A 15,546-nucleotide genomic window follows, 5' to 3' on the forward strand; every position below is an offset into this window, starting at 1 on the left:
CCGGCGTCGCCGTGTTAGTTTCATCTGTAACGAATTTCGATAATAGTTTCATCTGAAACCATCTGCAAGGCCCATGGACGCCGCCACCCGACCCGATGCCCCGTCCCCGGAAGCCGCCGACGGCCTGGTGCTCGACCGCTTCCTGCCCTACCGGCTGGCGGTGCTGGCCAACACCGTGTCGCGGGCGATCGCCCGGCTGTATGCCGACCGCTTCGGCATCACCATCCCGGAATGGCGGGTGCTGGCGATCCTCGGCGATTCCGGGCCGGCGACCTCGACCGAGATCCGCGACCGCTCGGCGATGGACAAGGTCCAGGTCAGCCGGGCCATCCAACGGCTGCTCGCGGCCCGGCTGGTCAGCCGCCGCACCGACCCGGCGGACCGCCGGCGCGCCACCATCGCCATGAGCCCCGAGGGCGCGGCGGTCTACCGCGAGGTGGTGCCGCTGGCCCGGTCCCGCGAGGCGATCCTGCTGGACGGCTTCACCGCCGAGGAACGCCGGTTGCTCGACCGGCTGCTCGATCGCCTCGGCGAGCGAGCCGGGGCGCTGGCCGGCCCCGACGACGGGCGCGGCGGCGACGTGGACTGACGGCGGGCACCGGCCGCCACCCGCGTGAATTGACCTCGATCGATGCCCGAAACGTCGCGGTAGCAACCAATCGTCATCTGAGGCTACACTAATATGATCACTGAGTATTCGGTTCGCGCACGACCGTGTTGACAACGCCGCTGCGCCGATCGGCAAGGAGGGCACCATGAAGGCGATTCGGACCGGAGTTGCGGCACTGTTCGTCGCGTCGCTGCTGAGCACCACGATCGCGGCCGGCAATGCCTCGGCGCAGACGGCAACCCCCGCGCCCGCCGCGTCGAGCGGGCTGGACGGCTACTGGCTGCTGGCGGTCGGAACCGGCGTGGTCGCTGGCGTGATCGTCGCGACAGTCGTGACGGACGGCCTGATCCTGCCGGTCTACGCCTTGGCGACCGGCGCCGAGGGCGGCGGCATGGCCGCCGGCGGCATGTGGGCCGGTGAAGGCGCGGCCATGGCGGCCGGCGGCCGTCATGTCGCCGGAGCGGCGGCCGGCGAAGGCGCCGCGGCCATGGGTGGCGGCGGAATGGCGGCCGGCGAAGGCGGTGCGATGGCAGCCGCCGGCGGTCGCCAGGCGGCTACTGCGGCGGCCGGCGAGGGCGCTGCAATGGGCGGCGGCGCCGCAGCCGGTGAAGCCGGCGGTATGGCCGCAGGCGGCATGGGTGGCGGCGGAATGGCGGCCGGCGAGGGTGCCGCCATGGGCGGCGCAGCAGCAGCCGAGGGCGGCGCGATGGCCGGGCACAACGGCATGGGGTGGAGCGCCACCAACCTGTTCCGCCGCGGCATGCAGGGGCTCGGCGCGATTTCCGGCGGGATGATCGGCAGCAGCATGTATGGCGGCTGAGCCGCTCGGCGTCACCGGAACCGGCGACCGTCGACGCCCGGCCCTGGCCGGGACGAGGCGGTCGGACGGCCGCCACTAGGACTTTCCCGTAGGCGCGCGGCAACTCCAGAAGCGTTATGGTCCGGGACCGTGGTTGGGCGTGGGCGTTCCCGCGCACAACCGCCGCCGGTCATCGGCGCCAGTCGGCGAACGGCGACCCGCGCAAGCGATCTCCTGGGAGCGGCCATGAGCATCGTCCACACCGAGCTGTCCGAGTCCATCGACCGGCTGGTCGCCAATCCGGTGATCGCCAGGTTGTACCGGGAGTGGCAGGACCTCGCCGTCGGGGACGACCTGCCCGCCTTCGCGGCATTCGACCCGGAAGCCCGCCCGACGCTCGCCGGCCACCTGATGGTGATGGAGCCGGGGGACGGGGCATTCCGCTATGCCCACTACGGCTTCCGGATCGCGGCCGCCGCCGGCTTCGACATGACCGGCCGGCTGACCAGCGACTTCCGCAGCGAGGTCGGCGCGTTCTTCGAACGGAAATACCGCGAGGTCATCGAGAGCGGCCGCCCGCTCTACACCGTGCACCATGCCGAGCACGTCGCCGCCGTGGTGAGCTGGGAGCGGCTGATCATGCCGGTCCGCAGCCGGGCCGGCGACCGCGTAATCGTCTGCTACAACGTCCCGCTCGACCGCAAGGCCGAGATCCTGGACGGCCTGATGGACGCGAGCATGGACGGCATCGTCGTCCTGCAGCCGGTGCGCGGCGGCGATGGCGGCGTCGACGACTTCCGCTACCTGATCGTCAACCGGCGGGCCGGCAGCATCCTGAACCGCGAGCCGGATTCCCTGGTCGGCAATCTCGTCAGCACCGTCTACCCGCAGGCGACCGGCCGGCTGCCGGTGTACCGCGAGGTCATGGCGACCGGGGAACCCCGACAGTTCGAGCTCTCGGCGCAACTCGAAGGCGAAACCCGAACCTTCCGGCTGTCCACCGTCCGCGCCGGCGACAAGCTGGTGGTCACCTTGTCCGACATCACCGAGATGCGGCGGATGATGGACCAGCTGGAACGGCAGCAGACCGACCTGCTGTTCGCCAACGAGACGCTGCAGGAGCAGGCGGAAAACCTGGTCTCGCTGGTCGAGGACATCGAGGAGGCCCGCGGCCAGGCCCAGGCCGCCCAGCGCTTCGTCGCCGACCTGATGGAGGCGGTGCCGGTGCCGCTGTTCTACTGGAACCTGGACGGCACCTTGAACCGGGCCAACCGCCACTACGCCGCGGTCTACGGCCAAACCACCGAGACCATCGTCGGCAAGCGGCCCGAGGATATCCTGCCGCCGCATGTCGCCAAGTTCCTGCGCGAGCACAACGCCCGCCTGCTCAGCGGCAGCGAGACCAACCAGATGTACGAGGGCGATGTCGAAACCGCCGGCCGCGGGCGCCGCCGGTTCGTCGTGCACCGCGCCCTGATGCGCGATCCGGCGGATCGTCCCACCGGCATCGCCGGGGCCATGCTGGACCTGACCGACGAGTACGCGCTGCGGCGGGAACTGGAGCGCCTGGCCTCCACCGACCCGCTGACCGGCCTCTACAACCGGCGGGTCTTCATGGAGCGGCTCGAGCAGGCGCTCGCCCTGTTCCGGCGATACGGCCAGCCGGCCGCGGTCGCGCTGCTGGACGTCGACCACTTCAAGTCGGTCAACGATACCTACGGGCACGACTTCGGCGACAAGGTCCTGGTCGACCTCGCCCGCCTGCTGCGCGGCCAGGTACGCGACGACGTCGACGTGGTCGCCCGCTTCGGCGGCGAGGAGTTCGTGGTGCTGATGCCCGAGACCGACGAGCACGGCGGCTGCCTGCTGGCAGAACGGCTGCGTCAGGCCTTCGCCGATCTCGCGTTCGAGACGCCTGCCGGGCCCCGCAACTTCACCGCCAGCTTCGGGGTCGCCGCGGTGATCGCGGACGACGACGTGACCAGCCTGCTGCGGCGGACCGACGAGGCGCTATACCGCTCGAAGGACGCGGGTCGCAACCGCGTCACGCGGGCCGGATCGCCGCCGCCCGGACCGGCGACGGCGATCTGCTGATCCGCGACGCGGCCCGAATCAGCTGCCCGCCTTCGGGACCGACAGCGGTCCCCAGGCGATCGGCACGACGCGGTTCGCGCGCAAGTCCATGCGCTTCTGGGCTTCGTCGGCATGCTCGGCATGGGCCCGGGACCGCTCCGGGTCGCGTTTCGCGAGCAGCCGCCCGAACAGCCGCTGGCCCTCGATATAGGTCGCCAGGGTGCCGCCGGCCTTGGCGTTCGCCTCCATCGCCTTCACGCCGAGCCATGTCGCCACCCGCTCGTCGTCCGGTTCGACGAGCAGCGCCAGATCCATCAGCACCGCCGCCTGCTGCGCCTCGTTCGCCGCATCGCGCGACTGCGCCCAGACCGCATAGCGCGCCGCCAGTGCCTTGTTCGCGGCCTTGTCCCCGCGGACCCGGGCCAGCCCGATCTCGGCCGCCGCCGCCAGGCCGAAATCGTCGCGCCGGCGGGCCGTGGCCAGGGCGCGTTCGAAATGCCCGATCGCCGCGGCCGCGTCCCCGGTCGCCTCCGACACCCGTCCCAGGCCGATCTCGGCCCGGACACGCATGCGCCAGACCGCATCGCCCTCCGGCAGCACCCCGGCGAGGAAGCTGGACATCCGGTCCGGCGTATCCGACTCCGGCAGCAGTTCCAGGCCGCGCCGAAACGCCTGGGCCGCCGCCGCGAACCGCCCGCGGCCGCGATCGATCTCGCCCAGCTGCACGAACGGCGCGGCCACGCCACCGTCGAGCAGCCCGAAGCTGAGCTTCTTCGGATCCTTCGCCTTGGCGGCCTCGTTGTCGATTATGTCGGCCGCCCGGCGCGCCACCTGCCAGGCCGCATCGACATAGCCCAGCGCCCAGATCCGGTCCGCCAGCCTGGTGAGCTCGGCCGAGCGATTGAAGACCGGGTGCCCGGGATCGTCGACCAGCCCGGCCGCGCTCGCCAGCAGCCGGTCCGTGGCCTCCAGGTCGCCCTCGCGGGCCGCCGCCCTCGCCTGCGCCACCAGGATCGCCACACGGTAGCCGCCAAGCTGCTTCGGATTCGCCTCCGCCAGGGCCTTCGCCTCGGCGAGATACCGGTTGCCGGCCTCGCTGTTCCGGACGGCGAAACCGGCGTCGCTGAGCGTCATCGCGGTCTGCAGCCGCAGGGACAGGAACGCGCTGGTGTCCTTGCCGGCGGCACGGGCATGGGCTTCCTCCAGCACGGCGACCGCCCGCGGAGGATCGACGTACAGCAGGAGGCGGGCCAGCATCAGCCGGGTGTTCACGGCACCGTAGTCGGCTTCCGCGAGGTCGTATTTCGCGACCGCCCCCTGCAGCCTGCCGGTCGCCGAGCCGCTGTTGCCCTGCCGCAGGTCGAGTTTCGCGAGCATCACCAGGGCGGATGCCGCGGCGGCATGGCGCCGGCCGGTCTCGGCGATCAGCACGGCCTCGTTCAGCACGTCGCGGGCGCGATCCGGCCAGCCGCCGGAGATCAGCATGCCCGCCAGCCGCTCGCGAAGCTCCGCCTCCTTGTCGGCGTCGTTCCGGGCGCGGGCGGCCTCGATCGCCTTCTGCATGGCCGAGACGACGCCGTCGGGGTCCGCCTTGCTCAGGGCGTCGCGCGCCTGGTTGCCCCACACGAAGGTCTGGACGTCGAGCGGCGCCTCGCTGATGTGCTTGACCCGCTTGCCGCCGCTTGTGACGCCGTCCCGGGCCTGTTCGCCCAGCACATAGGTCTGGCTGGTCCGCTTGCCACCGCCGGTGACACAGCCAGCCAGCGCCGCCATCAGCAAGACGGACAGCAGTCCCCGCAGCCCCGCCATCGTCCCCGCCTCCCCGCCACCACCCGCTATGGATGCAGCATCGGAAAACCCGGCGGAGGGATCAAGGAAAAGCGGCCGGGTTCCCGGACCTCTCGCTGGCGGCTATGCCGGCTGCCCGACCGGATCGGCCCCCGCCGGATCGTGCTGGTCGCTCTCCACGACGCTGACCGCGACGTCCATGCGCTCGAACGCCGACGCCGACCCGACGTAGGTCCCCCACAGCGGCAGGACCTGCCGGGAATCCCAGGCGACCGCCACCCGGACGAGATTGCGGTTGCCGACTATGCTGTTGGTCGGGTCGAAGTCGATCCAGCCGGCGCCCGGCAGATACACCTGCAGCCAGGCATGGGTCGCACCGCCGCCGACCGTGTCGTCCGGATCGGTCTCCGGCACGAAGATGTAGCCGCTGACGAAGCGGGCTGCGAAGCCGAGCGAACGGACCGCCTCGATCATCAGCAGGGCGAAGTCGCGGCAGCTGCCGCGGCCGCGCTCGAGCGTCTCCGCCGGGGTCTGCACGCCCTTCTGCAGCCGCCGTTCGTAGTCGAACGCCTCCCTGATGGCGAAGGTCATGGCGTGCAGCAGCGGGAGGGTCTCGATCTCGCGCCGCGCGTCGACGAACCGTGCGGCCCAGGCGTCGACCGCCGGGGTGGCGTAGCGGCGCGTCAGCCCGCCGGCGAGGTCAGGCCGGTCGTCCTCGGAGTAGCTGAACGGGTAGTTCCGCGCCCGGTCGTCGAGCACATAGTCGGGCAACTTGGTTTCCCGATGCTCGATCGTCACGGTGCTGTCGAAGCGCAGTTCCGCGGTCGCCACGTCGAAGGTCGCGATGGCGACCGAGTTGTCGAACACGTCGTGCAGCCAGCGCAGACTGGCCGGGCGCGGCGAGATATCGAGTTCGGTCCGGATTAGCCGCAGATCGAGGCTCTCGCGCGGCCGGAACATCATGCGATGCTCGCCGAGGCCGACCGGTTCCCGGTAGCTGTATTCGGTGACGTGGCGAACGGTGAGCAGCCGTACCCCGGTTCGGTCGATGCGGTTCACTGCCGACTCCCACCGGCAGCGGCATGGCCGAGCCCGGCCGGGTCGTCCGGCTCGGCGATCTCCTCGGCGCAGACGGTGAACGTCGACAGGACGTTCGGCCCGAAGGTGTTGCTGATCGCCACATCGGCCGCATCGCGGCCTCGCGCCATCAGGACCCGGCCGATGCGAGGCGTGTTGTTGCGCGGGTCGAAGGTACACCAGCGCCCACCGACATAGACCTCCATCCAGGCCGCGAAATCCATCGGCCCGTATGGCGGCGGCGCCCCGATGTCGCTCAGATATCCGGTGCAGTAGCGCGCCGGGATGTTCATGCAACGGCAGAACGCGACCGCCAGATGCGCATAGTCGCGGCACACGCCCCGGCACTCGTCGTGAGCCTCGGCCGCCGTCCGGGTCGAGCGGGCGTGTTCGTAGTCGAACACGATGCGCCGATGGACATAGTCGCAGATCGCCTGGACCCGGGCGGCCCCCGGGGGCGACTGACCGAACAACTGCCACGCAACCTCGGACAGCCGGTCGGTCTCGCAGTAGCGGCTGCCGAGCAGGAAGACCAGGCACTCGTCCGGCAGGTCCTGCACCTCGTGCTGCTCGGCCACCCGGACGACCTCCTCGGGCTCGCCCGTATCGTAGATCACCGCGTCGGCCCGCAGCCGGAGCCGTCCGGCGGGCGCGACGATGCGGCTGCACCAGTTGCCGAACGCATCGCGGTACGCCTTGAGCGGGACGCGCGGATCCGTGACCAGGTGATCGGGCACCTCCACGTCGCTGACCCGCGTGAAGTGGACATTCAGCGTCAGCATCATCGGGGTCGGCTGCGGACAGTCGTAGACCAGGTCGTATCCGATGCGCAGTTTCATGATCGATCGCCTTCGCGCGTGGTCGCGCGGTTCGGACGCGCGGTCGTAGGGTCGGGGAACGCCGGCGGACCCCGGACCCCGCCGGAACGGAAACCGGGGCGCCGGCATGGCGCGTCGTGACAGGAATGAGAATGGGCGCGCAGGCTGCAACCGCGACCGGCTGGACTCGGCCTGTGTCCTTCTAGATAGGCATCATTGATTTGAAATTCAAAATATAAATTTCGAACAGCAAAATAGTAATGACTGCACAGATCCGTTTCGAGACCGAGTACACAACAATATCACAGTCGATTACTCAGACCGCCGCCAGCGCCTCGATCTCCAGCTTCCAGGCCGGGTCGAGCAAGTTCACCGCCACCACCGTCACCGCGACCTTGTGGTCGCCCAGCACCCGGTTGCGGATCGCGGCGTTGACGTCGCGGTCGCGCCGGTCGCCGAGGAAGCAGGTGACCTTGACCAGGTTCGCCCAGGTCATACCGGCGCCATCCAGCACGGCACCGATATTGGCCCAGGCCTGCTCGCACTGCGCCTGGAAGCCGTCGGCGGCCGCGCCGTCCGGAGCCAGCCCCATGGTGCCGGAGATCCAGAGCAGCCGGGAGAACCCGGCCAGCTCGACGCCGTGGGAATACGGGCCGGCCGGCGGGTAGACGGCGCTCGGGTTGTGATGGGTGATCATGATCGGTCCTCTCTCGAAGCGGCTCAGGTCAGGGTTCGCACGCCGCCGGGCGTGTCGATCAGGGCGCGGTAGCGGATCTCCGGCCCGGCCCGCAACTCGGGCCCGCGGTCGACCCCGAGATCCCGGTACAGCGCCGCGACCCGGTCCGGATCGGGATGCTCGAGCACGAATCCGCGCAGCCGGGCGCCCAGGTCGGGCATCCGCGCCGCCGGTGGTGGCCCGGTCCGTTCGATCACCGACGGCAGTGCGCCGTCGAGCGGCAGGCCGCCATCCGGCGGCACCGCGAACCGCGAGTGGTTGCCGCCGCGCGAGACCCACGTCGCGTCGCCCAGGAGGCTGCCGTGTCGGGCCAGCACCAGATCGATGTCGACGGTCCCCGCGACCCAGCCGCGCAGGCGGCGCCCTCGCTCCCAGTCCGACCGAACGGCGGCGGCGTCGCCGAGCCCGAACCAGCGCGGTCCGGCCGGCGCCGGGGCGTCGGGGTCGACGGCGACGACCTCCAGGTAGAGGGCGTCGCCGAGCCGCATGACGTGGTTGTGGGTCCCCATCTCGGGGTGGCTTCCGCCGGGTGGCGGCTCCAGGCCGAGGCAGGCCCGGACATGGGCGACCCCCTCCGCCAGGGTCGGCGCGATGACCGTCAAATGGTCCAGGCGCAGCATGTCGTCTCCCTCCGTCGATCGGGCGTCAACGTCGGACACCGCGTCCGTCCACGCAAACCAGTAGTTCTGCGATCGCCGGCCAGAATTTCTCTCCCGCGCCGGTCCGTGCGGCGCGCTATAACCGGGACATGACCTATCGACTGCCGCCGTTGAACGCGCTCCGTGCCTTCGAGGCAGCGGCCCGGCATCTGAGCTTCAAGTCGGCCGCCGGCGAACTGCGGGTGACGCCGGGCGCCGTCAGCCAGCAGGTCCGCTCGCTGGAGCGCCTGCTCGGCGTCGCGCTGTTCGAGCGGGTGCATCAGGGGCTGATGCTGACCGAGGCCGGGCAACGCTACCTCACGCCGCTGCGCCACGCCTTCGACGTGATCTCGATCGCCACCCAGTCGGTGGCGCCGCGCGAGGCCGGGACCCCGCTGGTGGTGGCCGCCCCGCCGGAGTTCGCGGTCAACTGGCTGCTGCCCGCACTCGACGGCTTCCAGGCGATGCACCCCTCCCTGACCCTGAAGATCGCCGAGGCCAGCGGCCCGGACGCGGTGCTGCGCGGGCGCGCGGCGGTGGCGATCCTGCCCGGGCTGTCCAGCCATCCGGAACTGACGGCCACTCATCTGGTCGACGACCTGCGGTTCCCGGCCGAGGCGCCGACGGCCGTCGCACCCGCACGCGCGCTTCCCGAAAGGCTGCGGGACGCCACCCTGCTGATCGCCGACGACGAAAGGCTGTGGCGGCAGGCCCTCGGCGGAGACGGGATGCCGGCATTCGACGCCCTGCGCCGCATCGCCTTCGCCCGCCGCGACCTGGCGGTGCGGGCCGCCGAGCTCGGCCGCGGCGTCGTGCTGGCGTCGTCGGTGGAGGACAGCACCACCCTCTCCGCCGGCCGGCTGATGCCGGTCGCGGGCGGCCCGTCGGTACAGGCGTCGCGCTGGTACGCGCTCTGCCCGCCCGGGCGGCTCGACTGTCCGGAGGAGCGCGCATTGCTGGACTGGCTGGTGCAGGCCGGTCAACTCGAGGTGTCGGCGGGAAGCCTTCCGGACGGCCGCTCCAGCAGCGCGGCGTGACGACGATGGGCCGAGCGAGCGACCGCCTGCCTGCCACGCCCCCGGCGCTGGCCGATTTCCGCGACCGGTTCACGCGAGGCACCCTGACGATCTTCGCCCGGCATGGCTGGGATCGTGAACGGGGCGGCCTGGTGGAACGGCTCACGCCCGACCTGGCCCCGGACCCGACGCCGTACCGGCGGTCGATGGTGCACGCGCGCCAGCTCTATGTGTACTCGACATGGGCCGAACGGCTCGACGATGCCGGATTCGCAGACCATGCCGACCGGATCCACCGCCATCTGGTCGAGCGCTTCGCCGACCGCGAGCAGGGCGGCTGGTTCGAGAAGACCGACCTCGACGGCCGGGTCGTCTCGGCCGACAAGGTTCTGTACAGCCACGCCTTCGTGCTGCTCGGCCTGACCGCCTACGGTTCTTGCCTCGGCCGGGACGTCGAGGCGGAGCTGGAGCGCACCCTGGCCTATGTGGAGAGCCGGTTCAGATGCGGTGACGGCCTGTACCGCACCGTTCTCGACCGCGCCGGGCGCGACATCAGCGACGGCGTCGACCAGAACCCGCTGATGCACCTGCTGGAGGCCGTGCTGCTGCTGTTCGAGCGGTCGGGCCGCCGCGACGCCCTGGCGATCGCCGACGCGGTCGTCGGGCGGGCCCAGCGGTCGTTCCTGCGCGACGGCCTGATCCTGGAGCATCTCGGGCACGACCTCGAGCCGCATCCCGTCAAGGGCCACGTCGCCGAGCCGGGCCACCAGGCGGAATGGGCCTGGCTGCTGAACTGGTACGGACGGCTCGCCGGGCGCGACGACCTCGACGGACCGTGCCGAGCGCTGTTCGGCAACGGCCTCCGGCTCGGCTGGGATCCCGGTACCGGCGGGCTGTTCGACCAGATCGACCGGACCGGCGGGCAGGCCATCGTTCCGAGCAAGCGGCTGTGGCCACTCGGCGAGACGATCAAGGCGGCCACCGTCCTGCCGGGCTGCGTCGAGGCGTTCGGGGAGACCCCGGAATCCCTGATCGCGCTGCTGTGCCGCCGCTACCTCCGGCCGGACGGCCGCTGGGCCGAGCGCCTGCACCGGGACATGACGGTCGCCGACGCGAGCCTGCCGGCCAGCACCTGCTATCACCTGTCGTTCGCGTTGACCGAGGCGCTGAGGGCCGGCGGCGACGCGGGACGGTGATCGGCTATCCGGCCCGGCGCTGCAGCAGCACGTGGTCGATGCGGTCCTTCAGGGTCTTCAGCGACACCGGCTTCGCCAGGTAGCCGTCGACCCGCAGTTCCTTGGCGGACACCACGGTTTCGCGCTGCTTGTCGGCGGTCAGGAAGATCACCGGCACCTGGGTCAGCGGGTCGCTGCCGAGGCCGCGCAGCTTGCGCAGGAAGGTGATGCCGTCCATCGGCTCCATATGGATGTCGCAGAGGATCAGATGCGGCCGCACCCGCATGATCTCGCGCAGGCCGTCGACCCCGTTCTCGGCCTCGTTGATCAGCCGGAACCCGATCTGCCGCAGCAGCCGGCAGATGATCGTGCGGATGTAGCTCTCGTCCTCCAGCACCAGGACGCGCAGGTTCTCGTACGGTTGCTCAGAGTTCGGGTCGAACATCGTCAGCTCCGGGCGTTTTGCTTTTCCGAATGGCGAAGAATGGCCGGCAGGGTTGCCTTGAACTCGTCCAGGGTGGGGGCCAGCACGTCGGCCATCAGCCCGGCCATCTCAGTGTCGCCGGCGTCCAGCATGTCCTGGATGTCCGACGCGATGCGGCCGAGCCGGGCGGCGCCGACCGACAGTGCCGCCCCCTTCAGCGCGTGCGCCGCGCCGCGTGCGGCCGGGAGGTTGCCGGCGGCCAGTGCCGTGCCGATCGTCTCGATCCGCGGCCCCCAGCTCTCGCTGGCCCCCACGATCAGGTCCGTGGCCTCCCGGTCGAGGCCGCCGAAGGTCTCGGTCAGCGGCGCCGGGTCGAAGATGTCGGGATCCCAGTCGGCGCCGACCATTGGCTCGGATGCCGGCTCCGGGCCGGTCGCGGCCGGTCGGCGCAGCGCCAGCGCCTGCGGCAGGTGGCCCGCCAGCATGGTGCCGAGCCGGCGGCTGTCGACCGGCTTGGTCAGGTAGCCGTCCATGCCGGCCTCCAGACAGGCCTCCTCGGTGCCGGCCAGGGCGTCGGCCGTCAGCGCGACGATCGGCAACCGCGATCCGGTACCGGCCTCGCGGCGGCGGATCGCGCGCGCCAGCTCGAAGCCGTCCATCTCCGGCATGTTGAAGTCGGTCAGCAGCAGGCCGTATCCGCCGCCATCCGCCGCCAGCATGTCCAGCGCGATCCGGCCGTTGTCCGCCAGCTCGCAGGCGAAGCCCATGCGCGCCAGCATCTGCCGGATCACCACCTGGTTGGTCTCGTTGTCCTCGGCGACCAGCACCAGGGCGTCGGCGGCCCGCGCCTCCTCCTCGTCCGGCGGCGCGAACGCCATGTCGGCGCGCTGGTCGACCTCGACCTCGTCCGGCGCCTCAAGGCCGAGTGCGACCGCGAGCGCCCGCCACAGCGTCGCGCGCGACAGCGGCAGGGTCAGCAGCACCGCGGCGGCCGCCCTGACCTCGGGTGCCAGGGCGGCGATCTCCGATCGCCGGCCGGCCATCGCCACGCTGCCGCCGCCCCGCTCCAGCGCACCCGCCGCCAGGCCCGGCACGTGGCAGCCGACGATCCAGAGGTCGGCGGACTCTGCCTCGGCCAGCGTCGCCGCCCTGCCGACCGACCCGACCGCGGCCGCCCGGAGGTTGCGCTCGGCGACGTCGGCGACGAAGTCCGGAAGCCCGACCAGCGCGACGGCGGCGGACCGGAACTCGGGCATGCCCTGGGGCGGCTCTTCGGCGTCCGGCTCCAGCGGCAGTTCGAACCAGAACACCGATCCGGCGCCCGATGCGCTTTCGACGCCGATCCGGCCGCCCATCAGCTCGCACAGCCGCTGGCAGATCGACAGGCCGAGCCCGGTACCGCCGTATTTGCGCGACGTCGAGCTGTCGGCCTGGACGAAGGCCTGGAACAGCTTGCCCTGCTGCTCGGGGGTCAGGCCGATCCCGGTGTCGCTGACCTCGAAACGCAGCACGGCGTCGTCGTCCCCGGCCGCCGTCACCCGGATGGCGATCCGGCCCCGCTCGGTGAACTTGACGGCGTTGCTGCCGAGATTGAGCAGGATCTGCCGGATGCGCGTCGGGTCGCCGATCCGACCGTCGACCAGGGCCGGGTCGATGTCGACGACCAGGTCGAGACCCCGGTCCTCGGCCCGCGACGCCAGCAGCTCGGCCGAGCCGTCCACCACCTCGGCCAGCGAGAACCCGACCCGCTCGATCTCCAGCTTGCCGGCCTCGATCTTCGAGAAATCGAGGATGTCGTTGATGATGGTGAGCAGGGCCGCCCCGGAGTCCGAGATGATCCGTGCCATGCGGCGCTGCTCGCCGTCGAGCCGGGTGAGCGACAGCAGCTCGGCCATCGACATGACACCGTTCATCGGCGTCCGGATCTCGTGACTCATGGTCGCGAGGAAGCTGGACTTGGCCTGGGTCGCCGCCTCGGCGATGTCGCGCGCCTCGATCAGCTCGGCCTCGGCCCGCTCGCGTGCCGCCGCCTCGACCCGCAGCTTGAGGGCGTAGAAGGCGACGGTGCCGAACACCACGATGGCAAGGAACGCCAGGGCGACGTTCCGGCGGACCGCCGTGACCGCACTGGCCAGGACCGCCTCCATGTCGCGCGCGAGGAAGATCTGCAACGGCATGGCGGTCGTCGGATCGAGCTGCGCCTTGGTCGCCAGGAACGACCCGCCCTCGGCCTCGAAGACCGCGACGTCGCCCGGATGCCTGACCGCCCGGAGCACCGTGCTCTCGAAGGTCTCCGGGCTGCGGTAGCGCGACAGGAAGGCGTCGGTGTCGCGGTCCATCTCCGCGGCGTGGTGTAGGAAGTCGGGATGGCCGAGGATCTTCTCGCCGAGATCGGTGGCGAACACCAAGTCGCCGATCTCGGCCAGCGCGTCCGCCGTCAGCACCAGGGTGCGGGAGAGCGACGCCAGCGACAGGTCGACCCCGAACACCGCCCACACCGCGCCGGACCGGTCGTAGAGCGGCTGGGCGTAGGTTACGCCGAGCTTGCCGCTGGACGAGAACACGTAGGCATCGGTCCAGGTCGGGCCGCCACCGTCGACCGCCGCCCGATACCAGGGGCGCTCGCGCGGGTCGTAGGGCTGACTGTGCACGCCGACCGGCGTCCAGCCCGCGGTTTCCGGGTCGAAACGCTGCCACTGCCCGATGCGGTCGACCGCCGGATCGGCAATGACCCGGCGGCGAATCACGGCAGCCGGGCGTTCTCCCTCGGCCCCGGGCGTCTCGCTCCCGGGCGTCTCGCTGCCGAAATCCAGGTCCTGGAGATGCAGGAAGCGGCCGTCGGGAAATCCCAGATAGGCCCCGTTCACCTGCTCGAACCGCCGGACCGGCCCGATCACCACGCTGAAGAAATGCTGGGCCATGTCGTCGGGATCGCGGCGCATGATGCCGGAGTCGAGCACCGCCTGGCTGAGCGTGAGGGCCGGCTGGAACACGTTGTCGAGGGAGCGGACGAACGCCTTGGAGGCGCGGCGCAGGTCGCCGGACGCCTCGTCGACCAGGGCGCTCTTCTGCTCCTGGTACACCACGAAGGAGACGCCGACACCGGCACCCAGGATCGCCAGCGCGGCGAGAACGGTGGAGAGCCAACGCTTCATCGGCCGGTGCTGAACCCGTCTAAGCCTGCGCAGCGCTCATCTTGCACTGATTGATTTTGTTCGAAAGCAATTTCCGCAAATCCCGGATATCCGCGGCCGTGGCAGCTCATGTCTGGACGAGCACGCCGTACCATCCGAGCCCGGCATAGGTCTCGTAGCCCGGCGTCCGGTGGAAGCCGACGGTGCCGCCGCCCGCCAGCCGGTAGGTCCCGGAGGCCCGGCCATCGGTCTTCAGGTCGAAGGTCTCGCCCGCCGCGAGGCCCGTGCCGGTGCCGGCGATCACCCGGTTGCGGGCGTCGACCAGCATGACCCGGGTGCGCGCCCGCTCGGCCTCGGACAGCCGCACGCCGCGCACGATGGCGTCGGCCTGCGGCCCCCAGTCGAAGTGGATCCCCAGGACACCGAGCGGCCGGCCGTCGAGCCTCGCGTCCTCGCGGATCGCGGCGGCGTAGGACGCCACCGGCCGGCCGGCGAGCTGCGCATTGCTCGCGATGTCGGCCACCGCGTAGTCGTCGCCGGTCGCGGTCCTCATCGCGTCGCGGAACCAGGGCTCCCCGGACACGTCGGTGCCCGCGACCCGGTAGCGGTCCGGCCGGCCGTTGGCCACCACACGCCCCCCTGCGTCACAGATCCACAGGTCGAGATAGACCGTGTAGGCCGACAGGATCACGCCCAGCCGGTGGCCCGCATGGGCCGCCGCCGCCTCCCCCGGCGCCTGCAGGCAGTCGACGACGGCACTGTCGGTCGCCCACCAGCGAACGTCGCAGGTCCGCTCGTACAGGTTCCGGTCGATCAGCTCGATGGCGTTCAGGGCAAGGTCGACCAGGCGCTGGCCCTTGAGATGGTCGACGACCTGGCGGCCGATGGTCTCCAGCAGGATGGTCTTCGAGGACAGCTCCGCCTCGAGCGCGTCGGCGAGCGCGGCGATCTCGCCCGACACCCCCTTGACCTCGTCGGCCACCACCGCGAAGCCGCGTCCGAGCTCCCCGACCCGGGCGCTCTCGATCAGCGCGTTGAGCGCGAGCATGCGCGTGCGGCCGGTGATCGACTGGATCGCCGCGATCTTCTCGCGGCTGATCCGCCCGACCTGCTCGCTCAACCGGACGATCTGCTCCGGATCGGTGGCATCGAGTTCACTGGCATTGCCGGAAACGCGATCTGCACCGGACGGTGCGGACAGGGCATTCATGGAGGATCTCGGCGTGATGGACGGAATACGATTCGCTTCGCGGTCCCG

At 71.0% G+C, this 15,546-nt stretch carries 13 protein-coding genes; 5 read left to right on the forward strand and 8 right to left on the reverse strand.

Annotated elements, in window-relative coordinates; all coding sequences use genetic code 11:
• Positions 1-73 precede the first annotated feature (73 nt).
• The 3 genes from RIC31_RS13875 to RIC31_RS13885 all read left to right on the forward strand — a co-directional run bounded on the left by RIC31_RS13875 (position 74) and on the right by RIC31_RS13885 (position 3,503).
• Complete coding sequence (locus RIC31_RS13875) at positions 74-589, forward strand: MarR family winged helix-turn-helix transcriptional regulator (RefSeq protein WP_350108393.1); 516 nt, start codon at positions 74-76, stop codon at positions 587-589.
• A gap of 166 nt (positions 590-755) precedes the next feature.
• A complete protein-coding gene (locus RIC31_RS13880) occupies positions 756-1,430 on the forward strand; it encodes a hypothetical protein (protein WP_350108396.1) in 675 nt (224 codons plus the stop codon).
• 225 nt (positions 1,431-1,655) lie between these two features.
• Positions 1,656-3,503 (forward strand): diguanylate cyclase, encoded by a 1,848-nt coding sequence (locus tag RIC31_RS13885; RefSeq protein ID WP_350108399.1) that lies wholly within the window; start codon positions 1,656-1,658, stop codon positions 3,501-3,503.
• An 18-nt stretch (positions 3,504-3,521) separates the two neighbouring features.
• Here the strand turns inward: RIC31_RS13885 and RIC31_RS13890 are convergent, their stop codons facing one another.
• The 5 genes from RIC31_RS13890 to RIC31_RS13910 all read right to left on the reverse strand — a co-directional run bounded on the left by RIC31_RS13890 (position 3,522) and on the right by RIC31_RS13910 (position 8,521).
• On the reverse strand, positions 3,522-5,291 hold the full coding sequence (locus RIC31_RS13890) for an ATP-binding protein (RefSeq protein ID WP_350108402.1): 1,770 nt from the start codon (positions 5,289-5,291) through the stop codon (positions 3,522-3,524).
• Between the two features lie 102 nt (positions 5,292-5,393).
• Positions 5,394-6,329: a transglutaminase family protein gene (locus RIC31_RS13895; protein WP_350108405.1), complete on the reverse strand. Its 936-nt coding sequence runs from the start codon at positions 6,327-6,329 to the stop codon at positions 5,394-5,396.
• Positions 6,326-7,186, reverse strand: a complete 861-nt coding sequence (locus RIC31_RS13900; RefSeq protein WP_350108408.1) for a transglutaminase-like domain-containing protein — start codon at positions 7,184-7,186, stop codon at positions 6,326-6,328. Before RIC31_RS13900 ends, RIC31_RS13895 begins: the two co-directional genes overlap by 4 nt.
• A 295-nt stretch (positions 7,187-7,481) precedes the next feature.
• Positions 7,482-7,862, reverse strand: a complete 381-nt coding sequence (locus RIC31_RS13905) for a RidA family protein (RefSeq protein WP_350108411.1) — start codon at positions 7,860-7,862, stop codon at positions 7,482-7,484.
• A gap of 23 nt (positions 7,863-7,885) precedes the next feature.
• Complete coding sequence (locus RIC31_RS13910; protein WP_350108414.1) at positions 7,886-8,521, reverse strand: VOC family protein; 636 nt, start codon at positions 8,519-8,521, stop codon at positions 7,886-7,888.
• Between the two features lie 128 nt (positions 8,522-8,649).
• Here RIC31_RS13910 and RIC31_RS13915 point away from each other — a divergent pair, with 128 nt between their 5' ends.
• Entirely contained in the window at positions 8,650-9,576 is a 927-nt protein-coding gene (locus RIC31_RS13915; RefSeq protein ID WP_350108417.1) for a LysR family transcriptional regulator, read from the forward strand.
• A gap of 5 nt (positions 9,577-9,581) precedes the next feature.
• A complete protein-coding gene (locus RIC31_RS13920) occupies positions 9,582-10,751 on the forward strand; it encodes an AGE family epimerase/isomerase (RefSeq protein WP_350108420.1) in 1,170 nt (389 codons plus the stop codon).
• Between the two features lie 4 nt (positions 10,752-10,755).
• Here RIC31_RS13920 and RIC31_RS13925 read toward each other — a convergent pair whose 3' ends face one another.
• The 3 genes from RIC31_RS13925 to RIC31_RS13935 all read right to left on the reverse strand — a co-directional run bounded on the left by RIC31_RS13925 (position 10,756) and on the right by RIC31_RS13935 (position 15,498).
• Positions 10,756-11,175 carry a response regulator gene (locus RIC31_RS13925; RefSeq protein WP_350108424.1) on the reverse strand — a complete coding sequence of 140 codons (420 nt, stop codon included), beginning with the start codon at positions 11,173-11,175 and terminating at the stop codon, positions 10,756-10,758.
• Positions 11,176-11,177: 2 nt separating this feature from the next.
• Positions 11,178-14,309 (reverse strand): hybrid sensor histidine kinase/response regulator, encoded by a 3,132-nt coding sequence (locus tag RIC31_RS13930; RefSeq protein WP_350108427.1) that lies wholly within the window; start codon positions 14,307-14,309, stop codon positions 11,178-11,180.
• Positions 14,310-14,415: 106 nt separating this feature from the next.
• Positions 14,416-15,498, reverse strand: coding sequence for a methyl-accepting chemotaxis protein (locus RIC31_RS13935; protein WP_350108430.1), 1,083 nt, complete (start codon positions 15,496-15,498; stop codon positions 14,416-14,418).
• Positions 15,499-15,546: the final 48 nt, after the last annotated feature.

Source organism: Thalassobaculum sp., from assembly GCF_040219615.1.
In the GTDB taxonomy this organism is placed as follows: domain Bacteria; phylum Pseudomonadota; class Alphaproteobacteria; order Thalassobaculales; family Thalassobaculaceae; genus Thalassobaculum_A.

Excerpts from the sequence above, each read along its gene's own strand:
- RIC31_RS13875 (WP_350108393.1), top strand. The coding sequence starts at position 74 with ATGGACGCCGCCACCCGACCCGATGCCCCGTCCCCGGAAGCCGCCGAC.
- RIC31_RS13880 (WP_350108396.1), top strand. The coding sequence starts at position 756 with ATGAAGGCGATTCGGACCGGAGTTGCGGCACTGTTCGTCGCGTCGCTG.
- RIC31_RS13885 (WP_350108399.1), top strand. The coding sequence starts at position 1,656 with ATGAGCATCGTCCACACCGAGCTGTCCGAGTCCATCGACCGGCTGGTC.
- RIC31_RS13890 (WP_350108402.1), bottom strand. The coding sequence starts at position 5,291 with ATGGCGGGGCTGCGGGGACTGCTGTCCGTCTTGCTGATGGCGGCGCTG.
- RIC31_RS13900 (WP_350108408.1), bottom strand. The coding sequence starts at position 7,186 with ATGAAACTGCGCATCGGATACGACCTGGTCTACGACTGTCCGCAGCCG.
- RIC31_RS13905 (WP_350108411.1), bottom strand. The coding sequence starts at position 7,862 with ATGATCACCCATCACAACCCGAGCGCCGTCTACCCGCCGGCCGGCCCG.
- RIC31_RS13910 (WP_350108414.1), bottom strand. The coding sequence starts at position 8,521 with ATGCTGCGCCTGGACCATTTGACGGTCATCGCGCCGACCCTGGCGGAG.
- RIC31_RS13915 (WP_350108417.1), top strand. The coding sequence starts at position 8,650 with ATGACCTATCGACTGCCGCCGTTGAACGCGCTCCGTGCCTTCGAGGCA.
- RIC31_RS13920 (WP_350108420.1), top strand. The coding sequence starts at position 9,582 with ATGGGCCGAGCGAGCGACCGCCTGCCTGCCACGCCCCCGGCGCTGGCC.
- RIC31_RS13925 (WP_350108424.1), bottom strand. The coding sequence starts at position 11,175 with ATGTTCGACCCGAACTCTGAGCAACCGTACGAGAACCTGCGCGTCCTG.
- RIC31_RS13930 (WP_350108427.1), bottom strand. The coding sequence starts at position 14,309 with ATGAAGCGTTGGCTCTCCACCGTTCTCGCCGCGCTGGCGATCCTGGGT.
- RIC31_RS13935 (WP_350108430.1), bottom strand. The coding sequence starts at position 15,498 with ATGAATGCCCTGTCCGCACCGTCCGGTGCAGATCGCGTTTCCGGCAAT.